Genomic DNA, 18,704 nt, shown 5'->3' on the forward strand with positions numbered 1-18,704 from the left:
GCCTTGCTTCGATTGGTTGAGCCGGGCGGGGCAATCCGGTTGGCGTGAACGCGCGGTGACGCGTATCAGTAGGGCATGCCTGACCGCTCCCGCTTCGCTCGCATTTGATCGGGACTCCGGATCTTTTCGCCAGCCCACGCTCGCTACCGTTCTTCCCGCCGATACCGTTTCCGGTACTCGGCCGGCGTGACCCCGACATGCTTGGCGAACGCGCGGCGCAGTACGTCGGCATTCGCGAAGCCGCATTTGGCGGCCACCTGCTTGGGCGTGTCGCCGGCCGTCTCGATCAACTCGCGTGCCGCGTTCACGCGCGCCAGCTCGACCCAGGCGGCCGGCGTGACGCCGACCTCGGCATGGAACAGCCGCGCGAAATGGCGCGGGCTCAGCCCGGTGCGTTCGGCCAGATTCGTCACGCTGTGATCGAGCCCCGGCTGCGCGGCCACCCAGCGCTGCACGTCCTGCAGCACCGAGCGCCCGGCCGGCTGCGTCTGGCCGTTGCGGCTGAACTGCAGCTGCCCGCCCGGGCGCTTGAAGAACATCACGAGCTGGCTCGCCACGCGTTTCGCGATCTCGCGGCCAAGATCCTCCTCCACCAGCGCGAGCGCCAGATCGAGCCCGGCCGTCACGCCGGCCGCGGTGCGCAGCCGGCCGTCGCGCACGTAGAGCGCGTCGGCCTCGATCGTCGCGCTCGGGCAGCGCTCGGCCAGCGCCGCCACCGAGGCCCAGTGCGTGGTCGCTCGCCGCCCGTCCAGCAGCCCCGCGTCGGCCAGCACCAGCGCGCCGGTGCAGACCGAGCCGAAGCGCCGGCACTGCCGCACCGCCTCGCGCAGCCAGGCCGGCACCGCGGCCGGCACGCCCGCGCCGCCGGCCTGGCCCGCGGCGGCGATGCCGGGCGCGCCCGCGACGAGCAGCGTATGCAGCTCGGGCAGCGCCTGCCCGACCACGCCCACCACCCCGTCCGGCACGAGCCGCACCCCCGACGAACTGACGATGTAGCCCGGCTCACAGGCGAGCACGAGCAGCCGGTACGCCTCGCGGCCGGCCTCGAGGTTCGCCTGCGCGAACACGTCGAGCGGCCCGCTCACGTCGAGCAGCTGCACGCCCGGCACGGCCAGGATCGCGATGGTTCTGACGCTCGTCCGGCTCATGGACATCCCCTTGTCAAACCGCTTGCCAATGCGCTGGCCGGCGCGGTTCGCGCGCGGTCCGGACGCCCTGTCCGAATGGTACGCGATTTGGCAGGAATTGGCGCATCACATCGATTGATGCCAGTCCCGGCGAGCGCGAGAATGAATCCCGAAGTCCTTACCAGGAGAAGATCATGAGTGTCGACATGGGTGGCATCGTCGTCCCCGACAGCCGTCTCGCGCGGGAAATCACCGAATTCGTGCGGGATACCGAAAGCCCGCTGCTGTTTCATCATTCGAGCCGCGTGTTCTATTTCGGCGCGATGGCCGGCCGCAAGCGCGGCCTGACGTTCGATCCCGAGCTGCTCTACGCGGGCGCGATGTTCCATGACGTCGGGCTGATGCCGTCGCACAGCAGCGCGCACGAGCGCTTCGAGGTGGACGGCGCGAACGCGGCGCGCGAGTTCCTGCGCCAGCGCGGCATCGCGCAGCACGACATCGACCTGGTGTGGACCGCGATCGCGCTGCACACCACGCCGGGCATTCCGCAGCACATGCATCCGGTGATCGCGCTGGTGACGGCCGGCGTGGAGATGGACGTGCTCGGCCTGACCTATCACGAGTACGACGACCACGAGCGCGAGGCCGTCACGCACGCGCATCCGCGCCCCGAGCACTTCAAGGAAGACATCATCCAGGCGTTCTACGACGGCATCCGCCACAAGCCCGACACCACGTTCGGCAACGTGAAGGCCGACGTGATCGCCGACAAGGAGCCGCATTTCCATGCCGGCAATTTCTGCTCGGTGATTCGCTGCTCGGCCTGGAAGGGCTGAGCGCGGCGCGCGTGTTCAGTGATGTCCGGCCCAGCGCAGCTGGCGGCTGCGGGTGGCGAGGTTGATGCGGTCGGAGACGAGTCCGGCGAGCAGCCGCAGCGTGTCGCGCTGCGGCTGCTCGAGGCGCCGCGGCTTCAGGTCGAGCACGCACAGCGCGCCGAGCGCGTAACCCTCGTAGTCGCGCAGCGTGGCGCCGGCGTAGAAGCGCAGGCCGGGGGCGCCCGCCACCAGCGGGTTGGCCGCGAAGCGTGGGTCCGCGGCGGCGTCCTCCACCACCAGCGGCTCCGGCTGCAGGATCGTGTGATTGCAGAACGCCCAGGCGCGCGGCGTCCCGGCCGGTAGCGGCAGCCCGTGGCGCGCCTTGAACCATTGCCGGTCGCGCGTGAGCAGCGTGATCAGCGCGAGCGGCGTGTCGAACAGCCGGGCGGCCAGCGCGGTGACGGTGTCGAACGCCTCGTGCGCGGGCGTGTCCGCGAGCTGGCTGCGCGCCACGGCGTGCAGCCGCGCGGCCTCGTCGTGCGGTAGCGGGTGGTCGGGCGGCGTGGCCCCGACGTCGTCGGTTGCGGCGGCAGCCGATGCCGCGTCCGGCGCCACCGCCGCGCGCAGTGCGTCCGGCTCGACGTCGGGCGCGAGTACCTTCACGCGGTTCGCCTCGCCCAGATCGATGCGCAACGGGCCGGCGCCAATCTCGGTGATCACCACGATCCGCGTCCGGGCGAGCGCGTCCGCGGCCAGCAGGCGGCGCAGCAGCGCGATGCGTTCCCAGTCGCCGCGCGCCAGTTCGATCACGATCGCCGCCGGCAACCGGTGGCCGGCCTCGATCAGCCCCGAGAGCGGGTCGTCCACGCTCGTCACGCGCAGCCCGGGCAGCGTGTCGAGCGCGGCCTCGGCGCGGCGCGCCAGCGCCGGGCCGGCGATCACGAGAACCGGCGCGGCCACGGGCGGCGCGCGCAGCGCCATGCGCTCGCGCAGTTCGATCACGCGGCTGCGCCGCACGCGCCGGTGGCCGCCGGGCGTCTTCCAGGATTCGATGACGTTCTGCTCGATCCACGTCTGCACGGTGCGGATCGAAACGCCCAGCAGATGGGCGGCCTCTCGGGTGGTGAGTATCGGATCACTCATTCGTGTTGTTGTGGTTGCCGGTCTGGCGGCGACGATACGCGCCGCCGCGCCATCCTGCAACGGCGCTTCATAAATATGAAAAAAACGACGGCGCGGGTCTCGGCGTGAGGCCGGCCGGGCGCCGCGACAGGTGGCGCGATACGCTGTTCCGGCCTGCTTCCTGGTTGAATCGCTGGCCAATGCACGTAATTTTTTCCGGTGTCGTCCATAAAAATGGAAAAAATTAAAGTTCGATGAGGGCGGCGCCGTAATCGCGCCTGAACGGGCAGCGCGAATTCCCCAACGAACGCGCCGCCCGCGACCGCCGCTTGATTGGCCATACCGGGCCGCCAGATGAGGAGATTTTCCCGTGAGCAGCATGCATCACACTGTTCGTTTCAAGATTGTGGCGGCGATGGCCGTCTGCGTGCTGATCATCGCCGCCGTCGGCCTGTTCGGCGCCCTGACCATCTCGCGGCTCGATCGTATGGTCGGTGACGAATACACCACCACCGTGAAGCCGATCCGCAGCCTCGGCGACGTGCGTGCCGGCGCGATCGACGTGCGCCTGCAGATCAGCCGCATCCAGCTGCAGCGTGATGCCGACAAGAACCGCCAGGCGATCGAATCGATCCGGAAAACGGTCAATCGCATTGCCAAGGTCTGGCCGCAGTACTACCCGGCCGCGGTGTCGTCCGATCGCGAACGCGCGGTGGCCGACAAGATCGACGCGGCGATGCCGCAGTTCCGCCAGCTCGCGGCGCAGGCTGCCACGATGTTCGAGGCCGGCAACTACGACGGCGCGGCGCCGCTCGCGGACCAGCTCAACCAGGTCGCGAGCGACATGATCGGCCAGGTCAAGAGCGACATCGAGATCAACGACGAGCAGGCCGGGGAGTTCACCTCGGCGGCCGCCTCCAGCGTGCGCACCGCGCTCGTGATCGCGATCTGCCTGGTGGTGGCCGGCGTGCTGGTGGCGGTGTTCGCGTCGCTTTACCTGCTGCGTGCGATCACACGTCCGCTCGCGAGCGCGATCGCGGTGGCCAACACGATCGCCGAAGGCCGCCTCGAGGCGCCCATCGACAACCGCTACCGCGGTGAATTCGGCGAACTGATGCATTCGCTCGCGCAGATGGACGGGCAGCTCGCGCAAACGGTGCGCCGCATCCAGACCAGCGCGTCGTCGGTGTCGCACGCCTCGAAGGAAATCGCGACCGGCAACCTCGACCTGTCGTCGCGCACCGAGGAGCAGGCGGCCTCGCTGGAGGAAACGGCTTCCAGCATGACCGAGCTGACCGAGACGGTGAAGCAGAACGCCGACAACGCGCGTCAGGCCAACGGCCTCGCCAACAACGCGACCAGCCTCGCCGAGGACAACAGCCACGCGATGCGCGAGATGGTCGACACGATCCTGCAGATCAGCGGCAGCTCGGGCAAGATCTCCGAGATCACCGGCACGATCGAGGGCATCGCGTTCCAGACCAACATCCTCGCGCTGAACGCGGCGGTGGAAGCGGCGCGCGCCGGCGAGCAGGGCCGCGGCTTCGCGGTGGTGGCGAGCGAAGTGCGCACGCTTGCCCAGCGTTCGGCCTCGGCGGCGAAGGAGATCAAGGAGCTGATCGCGTCGTCGGTCACGCTGATCGAAGGCGGCGCCGGTCAGGCGAACCACGTCAGCGAGAAGATGGGCCACGTGCGCGAGGCGATCCGCCGCGTCGCCGACATCGTCGCCGAGATCTCGGCGGCGTCCGACGAGCAGGCGCGCGGCATCGAGCAGATCAACCAGGCCGTCACGCAGATGGATGCGGTCACGCAGCAGAACGCGGCGCTCGTCGAGGAGGCGGCTGCGGCGGCGCAGTCGCTCGACGAACAGTCGGCGGCGCTCGGCGACGCGGTGTCGGTATTCCGCCTGACGGGCGGCAGCACGCACGCGGGGTACGCGACGGGAGCAGCCTCGCGCTCGTTTGTGCTGGCCGCCGTGTGATCGCCGGCTGACGATCGGCATCGGGAAACGCCGGGCTTCGCGCCCGGCGTTTCCGTTTGGCGGGGTGCGAGGCAAGGGGGCGGTGGTGCGCGATGGGCGGCTGACGTCGGTGCCGGCGAGCCGGCTTTCGCGTGGTGTCAGATGGTGTCAGGCGGTGCCAGGTGTTGTCACATGGCGCCGGGCATCGCCGCGCGTGGCGGATCGACGGCTCAGGCGTTCGATGCCGCCCGTGCCTGCGCCGGGCGGCCGATGTAGGCGTGGCGGCCGGCCCTCGCCATCTCATCCGCAGGTGCGACCGGCCCGGCCCTCAGCGCCGCCGCGCGAGCTTCAGGCGCGCCGTCTCGTGTTCGGCCGCAGGCAGCGTGTCCTCGTAGACGAACTCGCCGCCGACCAGCGCGGCCACTGCCGCGCCGTCGCGATAGAGCACGCGATTGCCGGCCAGCGCCGGCACCTTGCGGCCCGGCAGCAGCGTGCCGGCCAGGTTCAGCGGATCGGCGCCGCTGACCACGGTCCATTGTCCGTCGGCCGGCTGCCGGCGCACCTCGCGCAGCACCGGGATCGCCTCGGGCAGCGCGAACTGCTCGCCCGCGAGCCCCGCCACGAACCGTCCGCCGCGAATCTCGCCGCGCGCCTCCAGCCGCTGGTACACGCGCAGCAGCTCGCGCCACGACGGCAGCCACGCGGCCTCGCGTTCGAGCAGCCGCCAGAACACCACGCCGTAGCGGCGCAGCAGCGTCCAGGCGATGTGTTCGAGCGCCTCGCGCGGCGCCGCGGCCGAACCGGTCGAAGGCGGCGGTGTGACCGCGCGATCGTCGCCGCCGTCGATGCCGCCGCCGTCCGCCGCGAACGCGCCGGCCTGCGCATCGTCAGCCGCAGCCGTCATCCGCACCGGCCGCCGCACCAGCGCCCAGCGCCCGGCGTCGTCCATGCCGCCGATCAGCGCGCCGCCGCGGCGCGTGCGCGGCGAGTAGTAGGCGCTGCGCTTGACGGCGGGCCGCAGCAGCGCGCGCAGCCCGGCGAAGCTGTCGGCGTTCACGCGGCCCGCCGCGACGAGTTCGCCGAGCGCCTGCTCGAGTTCGACGGGCAGCAGGCGCGCGTCGTCGACGAGTTCGTCGAAGAACATCGCGCCGTGCGCGGCCAGCGCGTCGTGGACCTTTTGCGCGCGCGCCGACAGCGCCGGCTGCGCGCGCTCGTCGTGCAGCGCCTGCCAGGCGCCGACGTTGCGGCGCGGCAGCAGCACGATCGGCGTGGTCTTCACGGGGCCGCCCGAGGTTTTCGCGGCGGCGGTGGCGGTACGCGGGCCGTTCGCGCCACCGGTGCCACCCGCGTCCTTGTCGGCCAGCTGCGCGAGCAGGCGGTCGCCCGATGCCGAGGCCGCCGCGCGCGTGGCCGCCTGCGTGCCCGCTGCCCGGGCCGGCGACGGCGGCGCGATGCGGGTCCAGACGACGCGGCCCGAACGGCACAGCTCGTCGATGCCGCCCGTCGCGTAGTCGGCCACACGTGCCGGCAGCAGGTCGTCTTCCCACGCGCCGGCGGCGGCCTCGAAGCCTTCGAGCTGTTCGATCACGGCGGCCAGCGCCTCGCGGCCCATGCCGCGCGTGTCGGCGCTCACGTGCTGCCAGTGGAACAGGAAGCGCATGAAATCGGCGCGCTCCACGGGCTCGATCTCGCGGCGCAGGCGCTTGACCGTATAGCGATGAATCCGCGCGAGCAGATGGCGCTCGCACCATTCCTCGGCGAGGGTGCCCGGCGTGAAGCGTCCGCGCATCACGTAGCCCTCGCTTTCGAGCGCGATCAACGCGGCCTCGACGGCGGCATCCGGCAGCCCGAGCGGCGCGGCGATCGCGGCGACCGGCAGCGGCCCGAAGCCGGTCAGCCGCGCGCGGATCACGTCGATCAGCGCGGCCTCGGCCGTCCATGACGGTTCGGCGCGCTTCGGCGCGGCGAGCGCCGGTTCGAGGCGCGCCTCCGGATGCAGCGCGCGCAGGCAGGCCGCGCGTTCGGCGCCGAGCCACAGCGCGCGGCCGTCGGCGAGCCGCAGCGCGGCCACGCGCCTGCCGGCCGCCAGCTTCGTCAGCGCCGCGAGCCAGCCGTCGTGCCGGCGCGCTTCCTCGTCGGATACGCAGGCCAGGCTCACCAGCGCGTCATGGACTTCGTCGGCGTCGCGCACGGCCGGCCACGCTTCCTCGCGCACGGCGGCGATCGCGTCGGCATCGAGCGCGCCGAGATCGTCGGCCGATTCGGGATCGGTCCAGCGGCGCGCGAGCACGGCCTGGGTACGGCGCTCCTCGAGCGGCGCGTCGTCGAGGAACGCATAGGGCTTGGCGTTGAGGATCTCGGCGGCGAGCGGCGAGGGCGCCGGCAGGTCGCGCGCGATCAGCTCGATCTCGCCGGCCTCGATGCGCGCGAGCAGCGCGAGCCAGCCCTCGGTGTCGAGCGCTTCGTGCAGGCAGTCGTCGAGCGTCTGGTCGACGAGCGGATGGCTTGGCACCTCGCGCTCGCCGACGAGGTTCTCGGCGCAGGCCACCTGATCGGGGAACACCGTCGCGAGCAGGTCCTCGCTCTTCATGCGCTGCAGTTGCGGCGCGGTGCGTCGGCCACCCGTATAGCGCGGCAGCGCGAGCGAGGTGGTGGCGTTCCAGCGCCAGCGCACGCCGAACAGCGGCGCGTCGAGCAGCGCCTGCACCAGCACGTGCTCGGCCGTGGCGGTGCGCAGGTAGCGCCAGACGTCGGACAGCACGAAGCTGTGCGCGAGCGACAGCGAGAGGATGATCGCGTCGTCGGTGGCGGCCGCCTGCAGCTCGAAGTTGAACGCGCGGCAGAAGCGCTTGCGTAGCGCGAGCCCCCAGGCGCGGTTGACGCGGTTGCCGAACGGCGAGTGGATCACCAGCTGGGTGCCGCCCGATTCGTCGAAGAAGCGCTCCATCACGAGCGTGTGCTGGGTCGGCAGCGCGCCGAGCGCGGAACGCGCGCGCGCAAGGTACTCGACGATCTGGCGCGCGGCTTCCGGCGCCAGGCCGAGCGTGCCGGTGAGCCAGGCGAGCGCGGGGGCGAGGCGGCTTGGGGCGAGGTCGCGTGGGGTGTCGGAGAGGGCGTTGGTGTCGGCCAGGGCCGGGGCCTGGCTTGGTGCCGTTGCGCGGCTCGTGCGGCTTGCGTTTGCGGCCTGCGTCGCCGGCGCGGCCTTCCCGCGTTTGCCGGCATTCGCTGGCTGGGCCGAGGCCGGCGCGCCGATGGCCTTGTCGGCGCCAGCGGCGTTTGCCGGATCGGCCGCCGATGCCGCGCCGCCGTCACCAGCCGCGTCGCGTGCCACGTCCGTCGACGTTGTTGGATTCGCCTTCACACCCGCCTTCATCCCCGCACGCGCCGCATCGATCGCGCGCGACGCCGCCGGCCCCGCCGCGTCGAGTTCGCCCTGTTCGAGCAGCGCGTCGATCTGCGCGCGCAACCGCGCCACGCCGACCGACAGCTCGTCGCTGCGCCCCGGCGCCTCGCCGAGCCAGAACGGGATGTTCGGCGCCTGCCCGCGCGCATCCTCCACGCGCACGCGGCCCGTCTCCACGCGCAGGATCCGGTACGACTGGTTGCCGAGCTGGAACACGTCGCCGGCCAGGCTCTCCACCGCGAAATCCTCGTTGACGGTGCCGATCTGCGTCCCCTGCGGTTCGAGCAGCACCGAGTAGTCGGCGCTGTCGGGGATCGTGCCGCCCGAGGTCACGGCGGTCAGCCGCGCGCCGCGTTTGGCACGCACGGTGCCGGTGCTGCTGTCGCGATGCAGGTAGGCGCGGCGCGCGCCGCGCCGGTTCGAGAAGCCGTCGGCCAGCATCGCCAGCACCTCGTCGAAGCGCTCGCGCGACAGGTCCGCATAGGGCGCGGCGTGCGTGAAGCGCCGCCAGAGTTCGGTCTCGTCCCATTCGGCGCAGACCACCTCGGCCACGATCTGTTGCGCGAGCACGTCGAGCGGCGCGCGCGGCACGCGCAGCCGGTCGAGTTCGCCGCGCGCCACGCAGTCGAGCAGCGCCGCGCACTCCACCAGCTCGTCGCGCGACAGCGGGAACAGGCGCCCCTTCGGCGTGCCGCCGACATGGTGGCCCGAGCGCCCGACGCGCTGCAGGAACGGCGCGATGCCGCGCGGCGAGCCGATCTGGCAGACCAGCTCGACGTCGCCGATGTCGATGCCGAGTTCGAGCGAGGCGGTGGCGACGAGCAGCTTCAGCTTGCCGTGCTTGAGGCGCTGCTCGGCGTCGAAGCGGTATTCCTTGGCGAGGCTGCCGTGATGCGCGGCGATCACGTCGTGGCCGAGCCGCTCGCCGAGATGGCGCGCGAGCCGCTCGGCCATGCGCCGCGTGTTGACGAACACGAGCGTCGTGCGATGCCCGGCCGCCAGCTCGGCGATGCGGTCGTAGACACGTTCCCAGACGTCGTTGGCCATCACCGGCTCGAGCGGCACGGGCGGCAGTTCGAGCGCGAGATCGCGCTCGCGCGCGTGACCGACGTCGACGATCGCGCAGTCGGCGGGCGAGGCCGCCGTGGTCGATGGCGTGGGTTCAGTCGTGGCGACCGGATCGGCACCCGCCGCGCGTTTGCGTTGGCGTGGACGTTTGCCCGCTGCCGGGGATTCACCGGATGCATCGGCGCGCGCGGCGTCGGGTGCGAGCGCGTTCGTCGAGGCGTTCGCGTCGCCGCTGGCGGCGTCGTCCACCGCATCCTTGCCGCCCACCAGGAATCGCGCGACCAGCCTGATCGGCCGCTGCGTCGCCGACAGCCCGATGCGCGGCAGCGGCCGGCCCGCCAGCGCGTCGAGCCGTTCGAGCGTCAGCGACAGATGGCTGCCGCGCTTGTTGCCGGCCAGCGCGTGGATCTCGTCGACGATCGCGGTGCGCACCGTCGAGAGCATGCGCCGCCCCGATTCCGACGACAGCAGCACGTACAGCGACTCGGGCGTGGTCACGAGGATATGCGGCGCGCGCTTGCGCAGCGCGCTGCGTTCGGCCTGCGTGGTGTCGCCGGTGCGCACGGCGGTGCGGATCTCGGGCACCGGCAGGCCGCGCCGCGCGAGTTCGTGCGCGATGCCGGCCAGCGGCGCGTCCAGATTCACGCGGATGTCGTTCGACAGCGCCTTGAGCGGCGACACGTACACCACCAGCGTCTCGTCGGGCAGCATGCCGTCGTGGGCGAGCGCGTCGCGCACCAGATCGTCGATCGCGCAAAGGAATGCCGTGAGCGTCTTGCCCGAGCCGGTGGGCGCGGCCACCAGCGTCGAGCGGCCGGCCTTGATCAGCGGCCAGGCGCGCGCCTGCGCGTCGGTGGGCGCGCTGAACGTTCGCGAGAACCAGCCGGCGACGGCCGGATGGAACGCGGCGAGCGGCGCGGCGGCCGGGAGGGCGGCGGTGGCGTCCATCGAAATGGCAACGGGTACGGGCGACGGATCGGACAAGGGGATGAGCGTGGCGCGCGATGAAGGTTGGCGTCCAGTGTGCCAGACCCGCGAGGCGTTTGCCGGGGGCCGGATCGGGACGATTCGGGACAGATCGCGAGCGGTCCGGATACGAGGCGGGCCGCCCGCGGGCACCTTCACGAGATGGGGACGGGCGCGCCGATCGCAATCGCGGCCACGCCGAATGGCCGGCTGGCTCGACGCCGGTTTGCTGCGCCGCACGCATCGCACGAAATCACGCAACCACGCCGGGCATTGTCCGCGCCGCCCACGCCCGGCGCGGTGTCCGGGCCGCCCGCTCAGCGCCCCGGTTCGTAGAACAGCGCGAACAGCTCCGACTGCGAACTGACGCCGAGCTTCGCGTAGATATGTTTCTTGTGCGCGCGCACGGTCTCGAACGAGATCGTCAGCCGCTCGGCGATCGCGCGCGTCGAGAATCCGCTCAGGCCGAGCCGCACCACTTCCACCTCGCGCGCGGTCAGCGGCGCGTGCCCGCGCTGCTGCACGACGCGATCGAAATGCTCGACGTAGCCGGCCTCGTCGCGCGCGGCCACCGCGGCGGCGGCATCGACGGCCTCCACCGGGCCGGCCGCGGCGCCTTGCGCGCTGCCGCCGGTAAAGGTTTCGTAAGGCAGGCGCTGGCGCATCAGCGCGATCACCCACGGCGTCACCAGCGCGAAGGTGGCGAGATCGCGCTCGCCGTAGCGGCGCGTCGCGCCGAGCGAGAAGATCAGCGTGTGGCCGGCGTCGATCGCATGATTGAACTGCACCTCGTCGCCGATGATGTTGCGCTTGAAATAGCGCTGGTAATAATCGGTCATCCTGAAGTTGTCGGGCGCGACCGATTCGAGCGTGACGAGCCCCGAGGCGGGCCGCTCGCAGGCGGCGATGTAGAACGGGTCGAGCTGGTAGAGCGCGCCGAGGTAGCTCTGGAACATCTGGTCGACGGTGCCGTCCGGCGTCGGCGATTCGGCGCACACGAGCGGCGCGCGATCGCGCGCGAACAGCAGCCCGACCCAGTTGTCGAACGGCGCGAAGCGCTGCAGCACGCGGGCGAGGCGGGTCCAGAAATCGGCGCTGTCGATCGCGTCGATCAGCGTCGCGACGTGATGGTGGAACGCGAGATCCTGCCAGTCGAGTTCCATGTGTCCTCCGATCGTGGTAACCCAGGTGGGGAATTCCTGGACAAAAATAACGTCCCGATAATAGCGCCACGCCGCGGCCCGAGCGGCCGGCGAAATGCGAGCGCGAGTCTATCGGCCCGCCATACTGGAGGCAAGCAATGCAAATCGAACTCGCCCAGATTCCGGTCGTGGACGGCAACGTCGCACCGAACCTGGCCCGCGTGACCGAGGTGATCCGCGCGCGGCGCGCCGGCACCGACCTGATCGTCTTCCCCGAGACCACGCTGACGGGCTTCCCGACGCGCGAGAACGTGCGCGACGTGGCCGAGGCCATCGACGGCCCGTCGATCGCCGCGGTGCGCGAGGCCGCCCGCGCGGCCGGCGTGGGCGTGGCGGTGGGCTTCGCGGAGCGCGACGGCGAGCGCTGCTTCAACACCACGCTGCTGATCGACGCGCGCGGCGAGATCGCGCTGCGCTACCGGAAGACCCACCTCTGGGCGTCCGACGTCGGCGTGTTCGAACCCGGCGATCGCTACGCCGTCTGCGAATTCAACGGCCTGACGGTGGGCCTCCTGATCTGCTACGACATCGAGTTCCCGGAGACGGCGCGCGCCATCGCCTCGCTCGGCGCCGACCTGTTGATCGTGACCAACGGCAACATGGACCCGTTCGGCCCCGTGCATCGTCGCGCGATCGTCGCGCGCGCGATGGAGAACCAGATGTTCGCGGCGCTCGTGAACCGGATCGGCGACGGCGACGACAACCTGAGCTTCCCCGGCGAGTCGGCGCTGATCGGTCCGTCGGGCGACGTGCTGGCCGAGCTGCGCGGCGAGGACGCGGTGCTTGGCGTGACGCTCGATCCGGCGCTGCTCGCCGCGAGCCGCGAGCACTACAGCTATCTGCACGATGCGCGCGTGGGCCTCGTGCTCGAGGACGACCCGCAGGACGCCGCGGCGGCGCCGGCCGCGCCGTTCGACGGACGCGGCCGCGTGATCCGCGCGCGCTGAGCGGCGCGCGCCCGCCCCGGCGTGCTCATCGCGGAGCACCGCCGGGCGCGCCGGCGCAAGTGATCCGCCGCGGGTATTGCATCGTTTCGCTTTTTGTTTTCCACGGTTCGTCGCAGTTCGTCGTAGTTTGCTTTTCGCAGTCCGTTTTCGTCGTACCCACCCTGATCCTCCATGCCGCCGCCGCGGCGACCCAGCGTGCCGACTTGGCTGCGCCGTCACGCGGCGCGGCACCGTGCAACCTGGTGTTTTGCGTTCGGACGCGCCTCGCGCGTTCACAGGAGACCCGACCATGACTCAATCCTCCCCGTCGCGGCCCGCGGCCGGACACGCGCCGCACCTGAAGCGCGCGCTCGGCCTGCCGTCCGTGCTGCTGTTCGGCCTCGCCTACATGGCCCCGCTGATCGTCTACGGCACCTACGGCGTGCTGGCCGGCGCGAGCCGGGACACGGCCGCGCTCGCCTACCTGCTCGCGCTGATCGCGATCGTGTTCACCGCGCTCAGCTACGGCAAGCTCGCGCGGCTGTTCCCGGTGGCGGGCTCGGCCTACACCTACACGCGCAAGACCTTCAACGCGCACCTGGGTTTCCTGATCGGCTGGGCCACGCTGCTCGATTATTTCTTCCTGCCGATGGTGATCTGGCTGATCGGCGCGGCCTATCTGGGCGCGGCGTTCCCGTCGATTCCGGCGTGGCTCTGGATCGTCGCGTTCATCGTGCTGACCAGCGCGCTGAACATCCTCGGCATCGAGCTCGCGAACCGCTTCAACATCGTGCTGATGCTGGTACAGCTCGTGATCGTCGCGCTGTTCGTGGTGCTGTGCTGCCACTACGCGCTGGCCGCGGCGGGGCCGGGCGGGCTGGCCGCCGCGCAGCCGTTCTTCAACGCCAGGGTGCCGCTGTCGGCCACCATGGCCGGCGCCGCGATCGCCGCGTATTCGTATCTCGGCTTCGACGCCGTCTCGACGCTGACCGAGGAAACCGTCAACCCCGAGAAGACGATTCCGCGCGCGATCGTGCTGATCGCGCTGATCGGCGGCGCGATCTTCGTGATCGCGGCCTACACGCTGCAGCTCGCGCATCCGGGCGCCGTGTTCAAGGATCCCGATTCGGCCGCGTTCGAAATCGCGAAGAAGGTGGGCGGCGACCTGTTCGTGTCGGTGTTCCTCGCCGGGCTGATCCTCGCGCAGTTCGCCTCCGGGATCTCGGCGCAGGCCAGCGTCGGCCGGCTGCTCTACGCGATGGGCCGCGACGAGGTGCTGCCGCGCCGGATCTTCGGCTACATCCACCCGCGCTTCCAGACGCCGGCGCTCAACATCGCGCTCGCCGGCGTGGTCGGGCTGATCGCGCTGAAGCTCGACGTGGCCACCTCCACTTCGTTCATCAACTTCGGCGCGTTCCTCGCGTTCACGGCCGTCAATCTCTGCGTGATGCGCCAGTACCTGACCACGCCGCCGGCGCAGCGACGCTTCGGGCCGATCGGCGGGCTGCTGTTCCCGGCGCTCGGCGCGATCGCCGACGTCTGGCTGCTGGTGAGCCTCGAGAAATCGGCGCTCGTGCTCGGCGCGATCTGGTTCGTGCTCGGGCTCGTCTATCTCGGCTGGCTGACGCGCGGCTTCCGGCAGGCGCCGCCTGAAATCGCGGTCTGAGGCGCTGGCGGCGCGTCCCGGCGAAAGCCGCCGCGTCGCGCCGCTCACGCCGCTCGCGCCGGGCCGCCGCCGCCTCGATTATTGACGCGCTGCAAGCCGTTTTCCGCCGCTTTACAATCGACGCTCGCGTGATGCGCGGCCGGCCCGCACGAGGCCGGCCGGTTCGTATGACAAGGAGACGCAAGTGGTGGATCTGCAGACGCTCGGCACGTTCGTCGTGATCATGGTGGGGCTGTTCCTGGTGCCGGGGCCGGCGGTGCTGCTGGTGCTGTCGCGCACCGCGCAGGGCGGGCGCCGCGCCGGCGTGATGACGAGCATCGGCGTGGCGATCGGCGATTTCCTGCATACCATCGCGGCGGCGGCCGGCCTCTCGGCGCTGCTGATGACCTCGGCGCTGGCCTTCAACGCGGTCAAGTACGTGGGCGCCGCGTATCTGTTCTATCTCGGCTGGCGCGCCTGGCGCGAGCCGGCCGGCGACGCGCGGCTGCCCGAGCTGGCCGGCGTCACGCCGATGCGCGCCTGCCTGCAGGCAGTGGTCACCGAGCTGCTGAATCCGAAGACGGCGCTGTTCTTCATCGCGTTCCTGCCGCAGTTCGTGCATCCGGAACGCGGTCAGGCGTTCCTGCAATGCCTTGAACTCGGCCTCGTGTTCGCGGTGGGCGGCGCGCTCTATACCGTGCTGCTGGTCATGGCGCTGCGGCCGCTGCGCCATCTGCTCGGCCGGCTGCCGGCGCTGCGCCGCCTGCAGGGCAAGCTGATCGGCACGCTGCTGATCGGGCTCGGGCTCAAGGTCGCCGCGCAGAGCCGCTAGGCGGCCGGCGGGCCGCTCGAAGGCCCGCATACGGCCGGCGCCGTTCCCTGCGGGCGCGCCGGCCGCTGTCGCATCACGTTGTCCGCACCGTCTGCCGCCCCGGCGCCGGTCACACCATCCTCAGCCATCTCAGCCAGTGTTCGAGCAGCGCATCGCGCTGCCACGCGGCCTGCGCGACCCATAACGCCCCCACCCACGCGAGCGTGACCACGATCAGGTCGCAGCGCCCGCTCTTCCACCAGTTCAGCGAATGCCGCTGCAGGATCCACGGCACGCCGAGCGGATTCGGCCAGTCGGCGAGCAGGTGCATGAGGCCGCCGCAGGCGAAGCCGAACAGCGGCGGCGCCCACGGATGCAGCGCGCGCAGCGAGCGGTCCGCGAACCACAGCAGCGCGAGCCAGCCGAGCCCCCAGTGCGTCGCGGTGCGATGCTTGATCCAGAGGCGTCGCCGGCGCGTCCACCATGCCACCTCGAGCCAGTCCGGCGCGGTGCCGCCCGCCACCCCGCCAACGAACGCGGCCAGGCTGCCGGCATGCCACGGCCCGGCGGCACCCGCCTGCCAGACCAGCGCGGCGGCGATCAGGCCGGCGGCCCAGCCGGTCGCACGATGAGCGTTGTGTGATGCCATGCGGAACGAGGGCGGCGAAGGTTGCGCTGCAAAAATCAGGGGCGCCATCTTCTCAGATCGGCACGCGCCGCGATACGTCCGGCAGCGAATATTTCGCTGTTGTCCGCATCGGCCGATAACGCCGCCGAACCGCCGCGAGCCTTGCCACATGCACCGAAAGTTGCAGTGCATCATGCACCGCGTTGTTTTGTTTTCGCGTGCCGGATCATGCTATAAGCGCAAATCGGCCTTGCTTCAGCCCACCAATGACACTTCATGAGGGATGCGCAATGATCGTCACGCTTCATGCCACGCTTCATCGTTTCAGGATTTCCGCCGCCGCGGCCTGCTTCGGCGCTGCTGCCGCCGGTTTCGTGCCCGCCGCGCCCGCGCTCGCCAAGACTTCGTTGCATGCGCAACTAACAGCGTCAGCCGTGGCGGTTGCCGATCAATACAGCGCCGATGCGGCCCAGGCCATCTTCAAGGAAGGCGGCAACGCGGTGGACGCCGCGGTCGCGATCGCCTTCACGCTGGCCGTCACCTATCCCGAGGCCGGCAACATCGGCGGCGGCGGGTTCATGACGCTGTTCGTCGGCGGCAAACCCTACTTCCTCGACTATCGCGAGCGCGCGCCGCTCGCGGCCACCCGCGACATGTACCTCGACAAGGACGGCAACGTGATCCAGGGCATGAGCCTATATGGGCCGCGCGCGGTGGGCGTGCCGGGCACCGTGGCCGGCATGTGGGAAGCACAGAAGCGCTTCGGCAGGCTGAGCTGGCGGCAGGTGCTGGCGCCCGCGATCCACTACGCGAAGGACGGCTTCGTGGTGGACGAGCAGCTCGCGCAGCGCCGCGACGACGCGTCGAAGGAGTTCGGCGGCAAGACCAACTTCGACCGCTTCTTCGGCGCGATGAAGGCCGGCCAGACGTTCCGCCAGCCCGATCTGGCCGCCGTGCTGCAACGGATCTCGGCGCAGGGCGCGAAGGGCTTCTACGAAGGCCCGACCGCCGCGAAGATCGCCGCCGCGATGCAGCCCGGCGACGGCCTGATCACCACCGAGGATCTCGCGCAGTACCGCGCCGTCTGGCGCCAGCCCGTGGAAGCCGGCTGGAACGGCTATCGCGTGATCACGGCGCCGCCGCCCAGCTCGGGCGGCGTGGGCCTCGTGCAGCTGCTGAAGATGAAGGCCGACCGCGCGGCCGACTTCAAGGGCGTGCCGCTGAACTCGGCGCAGTACGTCCATCTGGTCGCCGAGATCGAGAAGCGCGTGTTCGCCGATCGCGCGCAGTATCTGGGCGACCCCGACTTCTACAAGGTGCCGGTGGCGCAGCTGATCGACGATGCCTATCTCGCCAAACGCGCGGCCGAGGTGAACCCCGACGCGCCGTCCGATACGAAGAGCGTGCAACCGGGGCTCGGCACCAGCATGCCGGAGAAGGCCGAGACCACGCACTTCTCGGTGGTCGACAAGTGGGGCAACGCGGTGTCGAACACCTACACCATCAACGGCTATTTCGGCTCGGGCGTGGTGGCCGAGGGCACCGGCATCGTGCTCAACGACGAGATGGACGACTTCTCCGCGAAGCCCGGCGTGGCGAACATGTTCGGCGTGGTGGGTAGCGACGCGAACGCGATCGGGCCGAAGAAGCGCCCGCTCTCGTCGATGTCGCCGACGATCCTGACCAAGGACGGCAAGGTCGCGCTCGTGATCGGCACGCCGGGCGGCTCGCGCATCTTCACCTCGATCTTCCAGGTGATCACCAATGTCTACGATTTCGACCTGCCGCTGAAGGAGGCCGTCGGCGCGTTCCGCTTCCACCACCAGCTGCTGCCGCCGAACACGATCTTCTGGGAGCCGTACCACCCGATCACGGGCGAGCTCGCGCAGCAGATCGAGGCGAAGGGCTACACGCTGAAGGGGCAGGACTTCAGCGGCGACATCCAGGTGATCCGCGTGGACGGCAGCACGCCCGAGGCGGCGGCCGACCCGCGCGGGCGCGGCGTCACGCGCGTGATTCGCTGAGCGGTGCCGGCGCGGCGCTGGCCGCCGCGTTGGCCTGCACCGGCGCCTCGCGCAACGTCGCCGGCCGCTCGGCGCGCAGGCGCTCCAGCGTGGCCTGCGCGCGCCGCAGCTCGGTCACGAGCGGCGACGAAGCCGGCGTGATCGGCATCCGCACCTCGGCCGTGATGCCGTGCGTGAATGACAGCATCGCCTTGATCGCGGCCGGATTCGGCGCCGAGAACAGCAGCCGCAGCACCGGCAGCATCGCGTCGAAGCGCGACTGCGCCTCGGTCACGCGGCCGGCTTCGTGAAGCTGCTGCACCTCGACGAACAGGTCGGCGCAGACGTGCGCGCTCGCCAGCACGCCGCCCGCGCCGCCCGCCGCGAGACAGCGGGCGAACGCGTCGTCGGTGCCGCACAGCACCTCGAGCGGGGCGGCGCGCAGGGCCTCGAAGTGCGCCGGCACGCATTCCTTGATGCCGACCAGGTTCGGATGACAGGCGAGTTGCGCGACGGTGGCCGGCTCGATCGTCACGCCGCAGCGATGCGGCACGTCGTAGAGCATCACGGGGCGCCGCGTGCGCGCCGCGATCTGCCCGAAATGCCAGAGCAGGCCGGCCTGGCTCGGACAGAGGTAGGCCGGCGGCGGCACGAGATAGCCGGCCACGTCCTGCAGCTCCAGTCGGTCGATCGCGTCGACGAAATCGCGCGTGCCGATCCCGCCGACGCCGACGAACACGGGCAGCCGGCCGGCCGCGACGCCGGTGATGGCCTTCAGCGCGGCCGCGCGTTCCGCGTCGTCGAGCAGCGCGGCCTCGGCCGTGGTGCCGAGCGCGACGAAGCCGGCGATGCCGGTGTCGAGATACGAGGCCGTCAGCGCTTCGAGCGCGGCGAGGTCGAGCCGGCCGTCGCGAAACGGCGTGACGAGCGGGATCCAGATGCCTTTGAGCATGTCAGTGCCTCCCGGCGTGGCGGACGGCGGAGCCGCGCGGGCGCGGACGGGACGGTGGGGGAAGAACGGCGGACGG

Annotated in this window: 11 protein-coding genes and 2 pseudogenes; 6 read left to right on the forward strand and 7 right to left on the reverse strand. The window is 71.0% G+C overall.

The genetic code is table 11. From position 1 onward, the window contains the following. Positions 1-143: 143 nt before the first annotated feature. Positions 144-1,148 carry a GlxA family transcriptional regulator gene (locus BpN12_RS04110; protein ID WP_246794038.1) on the reverse strand — a complete coding sequence of 335 codons (1,005 nt, stop codon included), beginning with the start codon at positions 1,146-1,148 and terminating at the stop codon, positions 144-146. A gap of 173 nt (positions 1,149-1,321) precedes the next feature. Here BpN12_RS04110 and BpN12_RS04115 point away from each other — a divergent pair, with 173 nt between their 5' ends. Next, positions 1,322-1,963, forward strand: coding sequence for an HD domain-containing protein (locus tag BpN12_RS04115; protein ID WP_246794039.1), 642 nt, complete (start codon positions 1,322-1,324; stop codon positions 1,961-1,963). 15 nt (positions 1,964-1,978) lie between these two features. Here BpN12_RS04115 and BpN12_RS04120 read toward each other — a convergent pair whose 3' ends face one another. Beyond that, complete coding sequence (locus tag BpN12_RS04120) at positions 1,979-3,085, reverse strand: GAF domain-containing protein (RefSeq protein WP_246794040.1); 1,107 nt, start codon at positions 3,083-3,085, stop codon at positions 1,979-1,981. A gap of 349 nt (positions 3,086-3,434) precedes the next feature. Between BpN12_RS04120 and BpN12_RS04125 the strand changes: the two genes are divergently transcribed. Further along, positions 3,435-5,045: a methyl-accepting chemotaxis protein gene (locus tag BpN12_RS04125; protein WP_246794041.1), complete on the forward strand. Its 1,611-nt coding sequence runs from the start codon at positions 3,435-3,437 to the stop codon at positions 5,043-5,045. A gap of 307 nt (positions 5,046-5,352) precedes the next feature. On the opposite strand, the pseudogene BpN12_RS33430 reads toward BpN12_RS04125, so the two are convergent. The 3 genes and pseudogenes from BpN12_RS33430 to BpN12_RS04135 all read right to left on the reverse strand — a co-directional run. Next, positions 5,353-8,100, reverse strand: a pseudogene (locus BpN12_RS33430) (Lhr family helicase); the annotation flags it as partial. 363 nt (positions 8,101-8,463) lie between these two features. Next, positions 8,464-10,443, reverse strand: a pseudogene (locus BpN12_RS33435) (DEAD/DEAH box helicase); the annotation flags it as partial. A 335-nt stretch (positions 10,444-10,778) separates the two neighbouring features. After that, complete coding sequence (locus tag BpN12_RS04135) at positions 10,779-11,624, reverse strand: helix-turn-helix transcriptional regulator (protein ID WP_246794043.1); 846 nt, start codon at positions 11,622-11,624, stop codon at positions 10,779-10,781. A 137-nt stretch (positions 11,625-11,761) separates the two neighbouring features. Here BpN12_RS04135 and BpN12_RS04140 point away from each other — a divergent pair, with 137 nt between their 5' ends. The 3 genes from BpN12_RS04140 to BpN12_RS04150 all read left to right on the forward strand — a co-directional run bounded on the left by BpN12_RS04140 (position 11,762) and on the right by BpN12_RS04150 (position 15,066). Continuing rightward, a complete protein-coding gene (locus BpN12_RS04140; protein ID WP_246794044.1) occupies positions 11,762-12,610 on the forward strand; it encodes a carbon-nitrogen hydrolase family protein in 849 nt (282 codons plus the stop codon). A 289-nt stretch (positions 12,611-12,899) separates the two neighbouring features. Continuing rightward, on the forward strand, positions 12,900-14,255 hold the full coding sequence (locus BpN12_RS04145; protein ID WP_246794045.1) for an APC family permease: 1,356 nt from the start codon (positions 12,900-12,902) through the stop codon (positions 14,253-14,255). A gap of 184 nt (positions 14,256-14,439) precedes the next feature. Continuing rightward, complete coding sequence (locus BpN12_RS04150) at positions 14,440-15,066, forward strand: LysE family translocator (protein WP_246794046.1); 627 nt, start codon at positions 14,440-14,442, stop codon at positions 15,064-15,066. 109 nt (positions 15,067-15,175) lie between these two features. On the opposite strand, the gene BpN12_RS04155 is transcribed toward BpN12_RS04150, so the two are convergent. Beyond that, positions 15,176-15,694 (reverse strand): metal-dependent hydrolase, encoded by a 519-nt coding sequence (locus BpN12_RS04155; RefSeq protein ID WP_198254439.1) that lies wholly within the window; start codon positions 15,692-15,694, stop codon positions 15,176-15,178. Between the two features lie 269 nt (positions 15,695-15,963). On the opposite strand from BpN12_RS04155, the gene ggt reads away from it, so the two are divergent. Then, positions 15,964-17,697 carry a gamma-glutamyltransferase gene (gene ggt / locus BpN12_RS04160; protein WP_246794047.1) on the forward strand — a complete coding sequence of 578 codons (1,734 nt, stop codon included), beginning with the start codon at positions 15,964-15,966 and terminating at the stop codon, positions 17,695-17,697. Here the strand turns inward: ggt and BpN12_RS04165 are convergent. After that, positions 17,678-18,628 carry a dihydrodipicolinate synthase family protein gene (locus BpN12_RS04165; protein WP_246794048.1) on the reverse strand — a complete coding sequence of 317 codons (951 nt, stop codon included), beginning with the start codon at positions 18,626-18,628 and terminating at the stop codon, positions 17,678-17,680. The genes ggt and BpN12_RS04165 overlap by 20 nt on opposite strands. Positions 18,629-18,704 lie beyond the last annotated feature (76 nt).

It is taken from the genome of Burkholderia perseverans (genome assembly GCF_022870505.1).
GTDB lineage: Bacteria > Pseudomonadota > Gammaproteobacteria > Burkholderiales > Burkholderiaceae > Burkholderia > Burkholderia plantarii.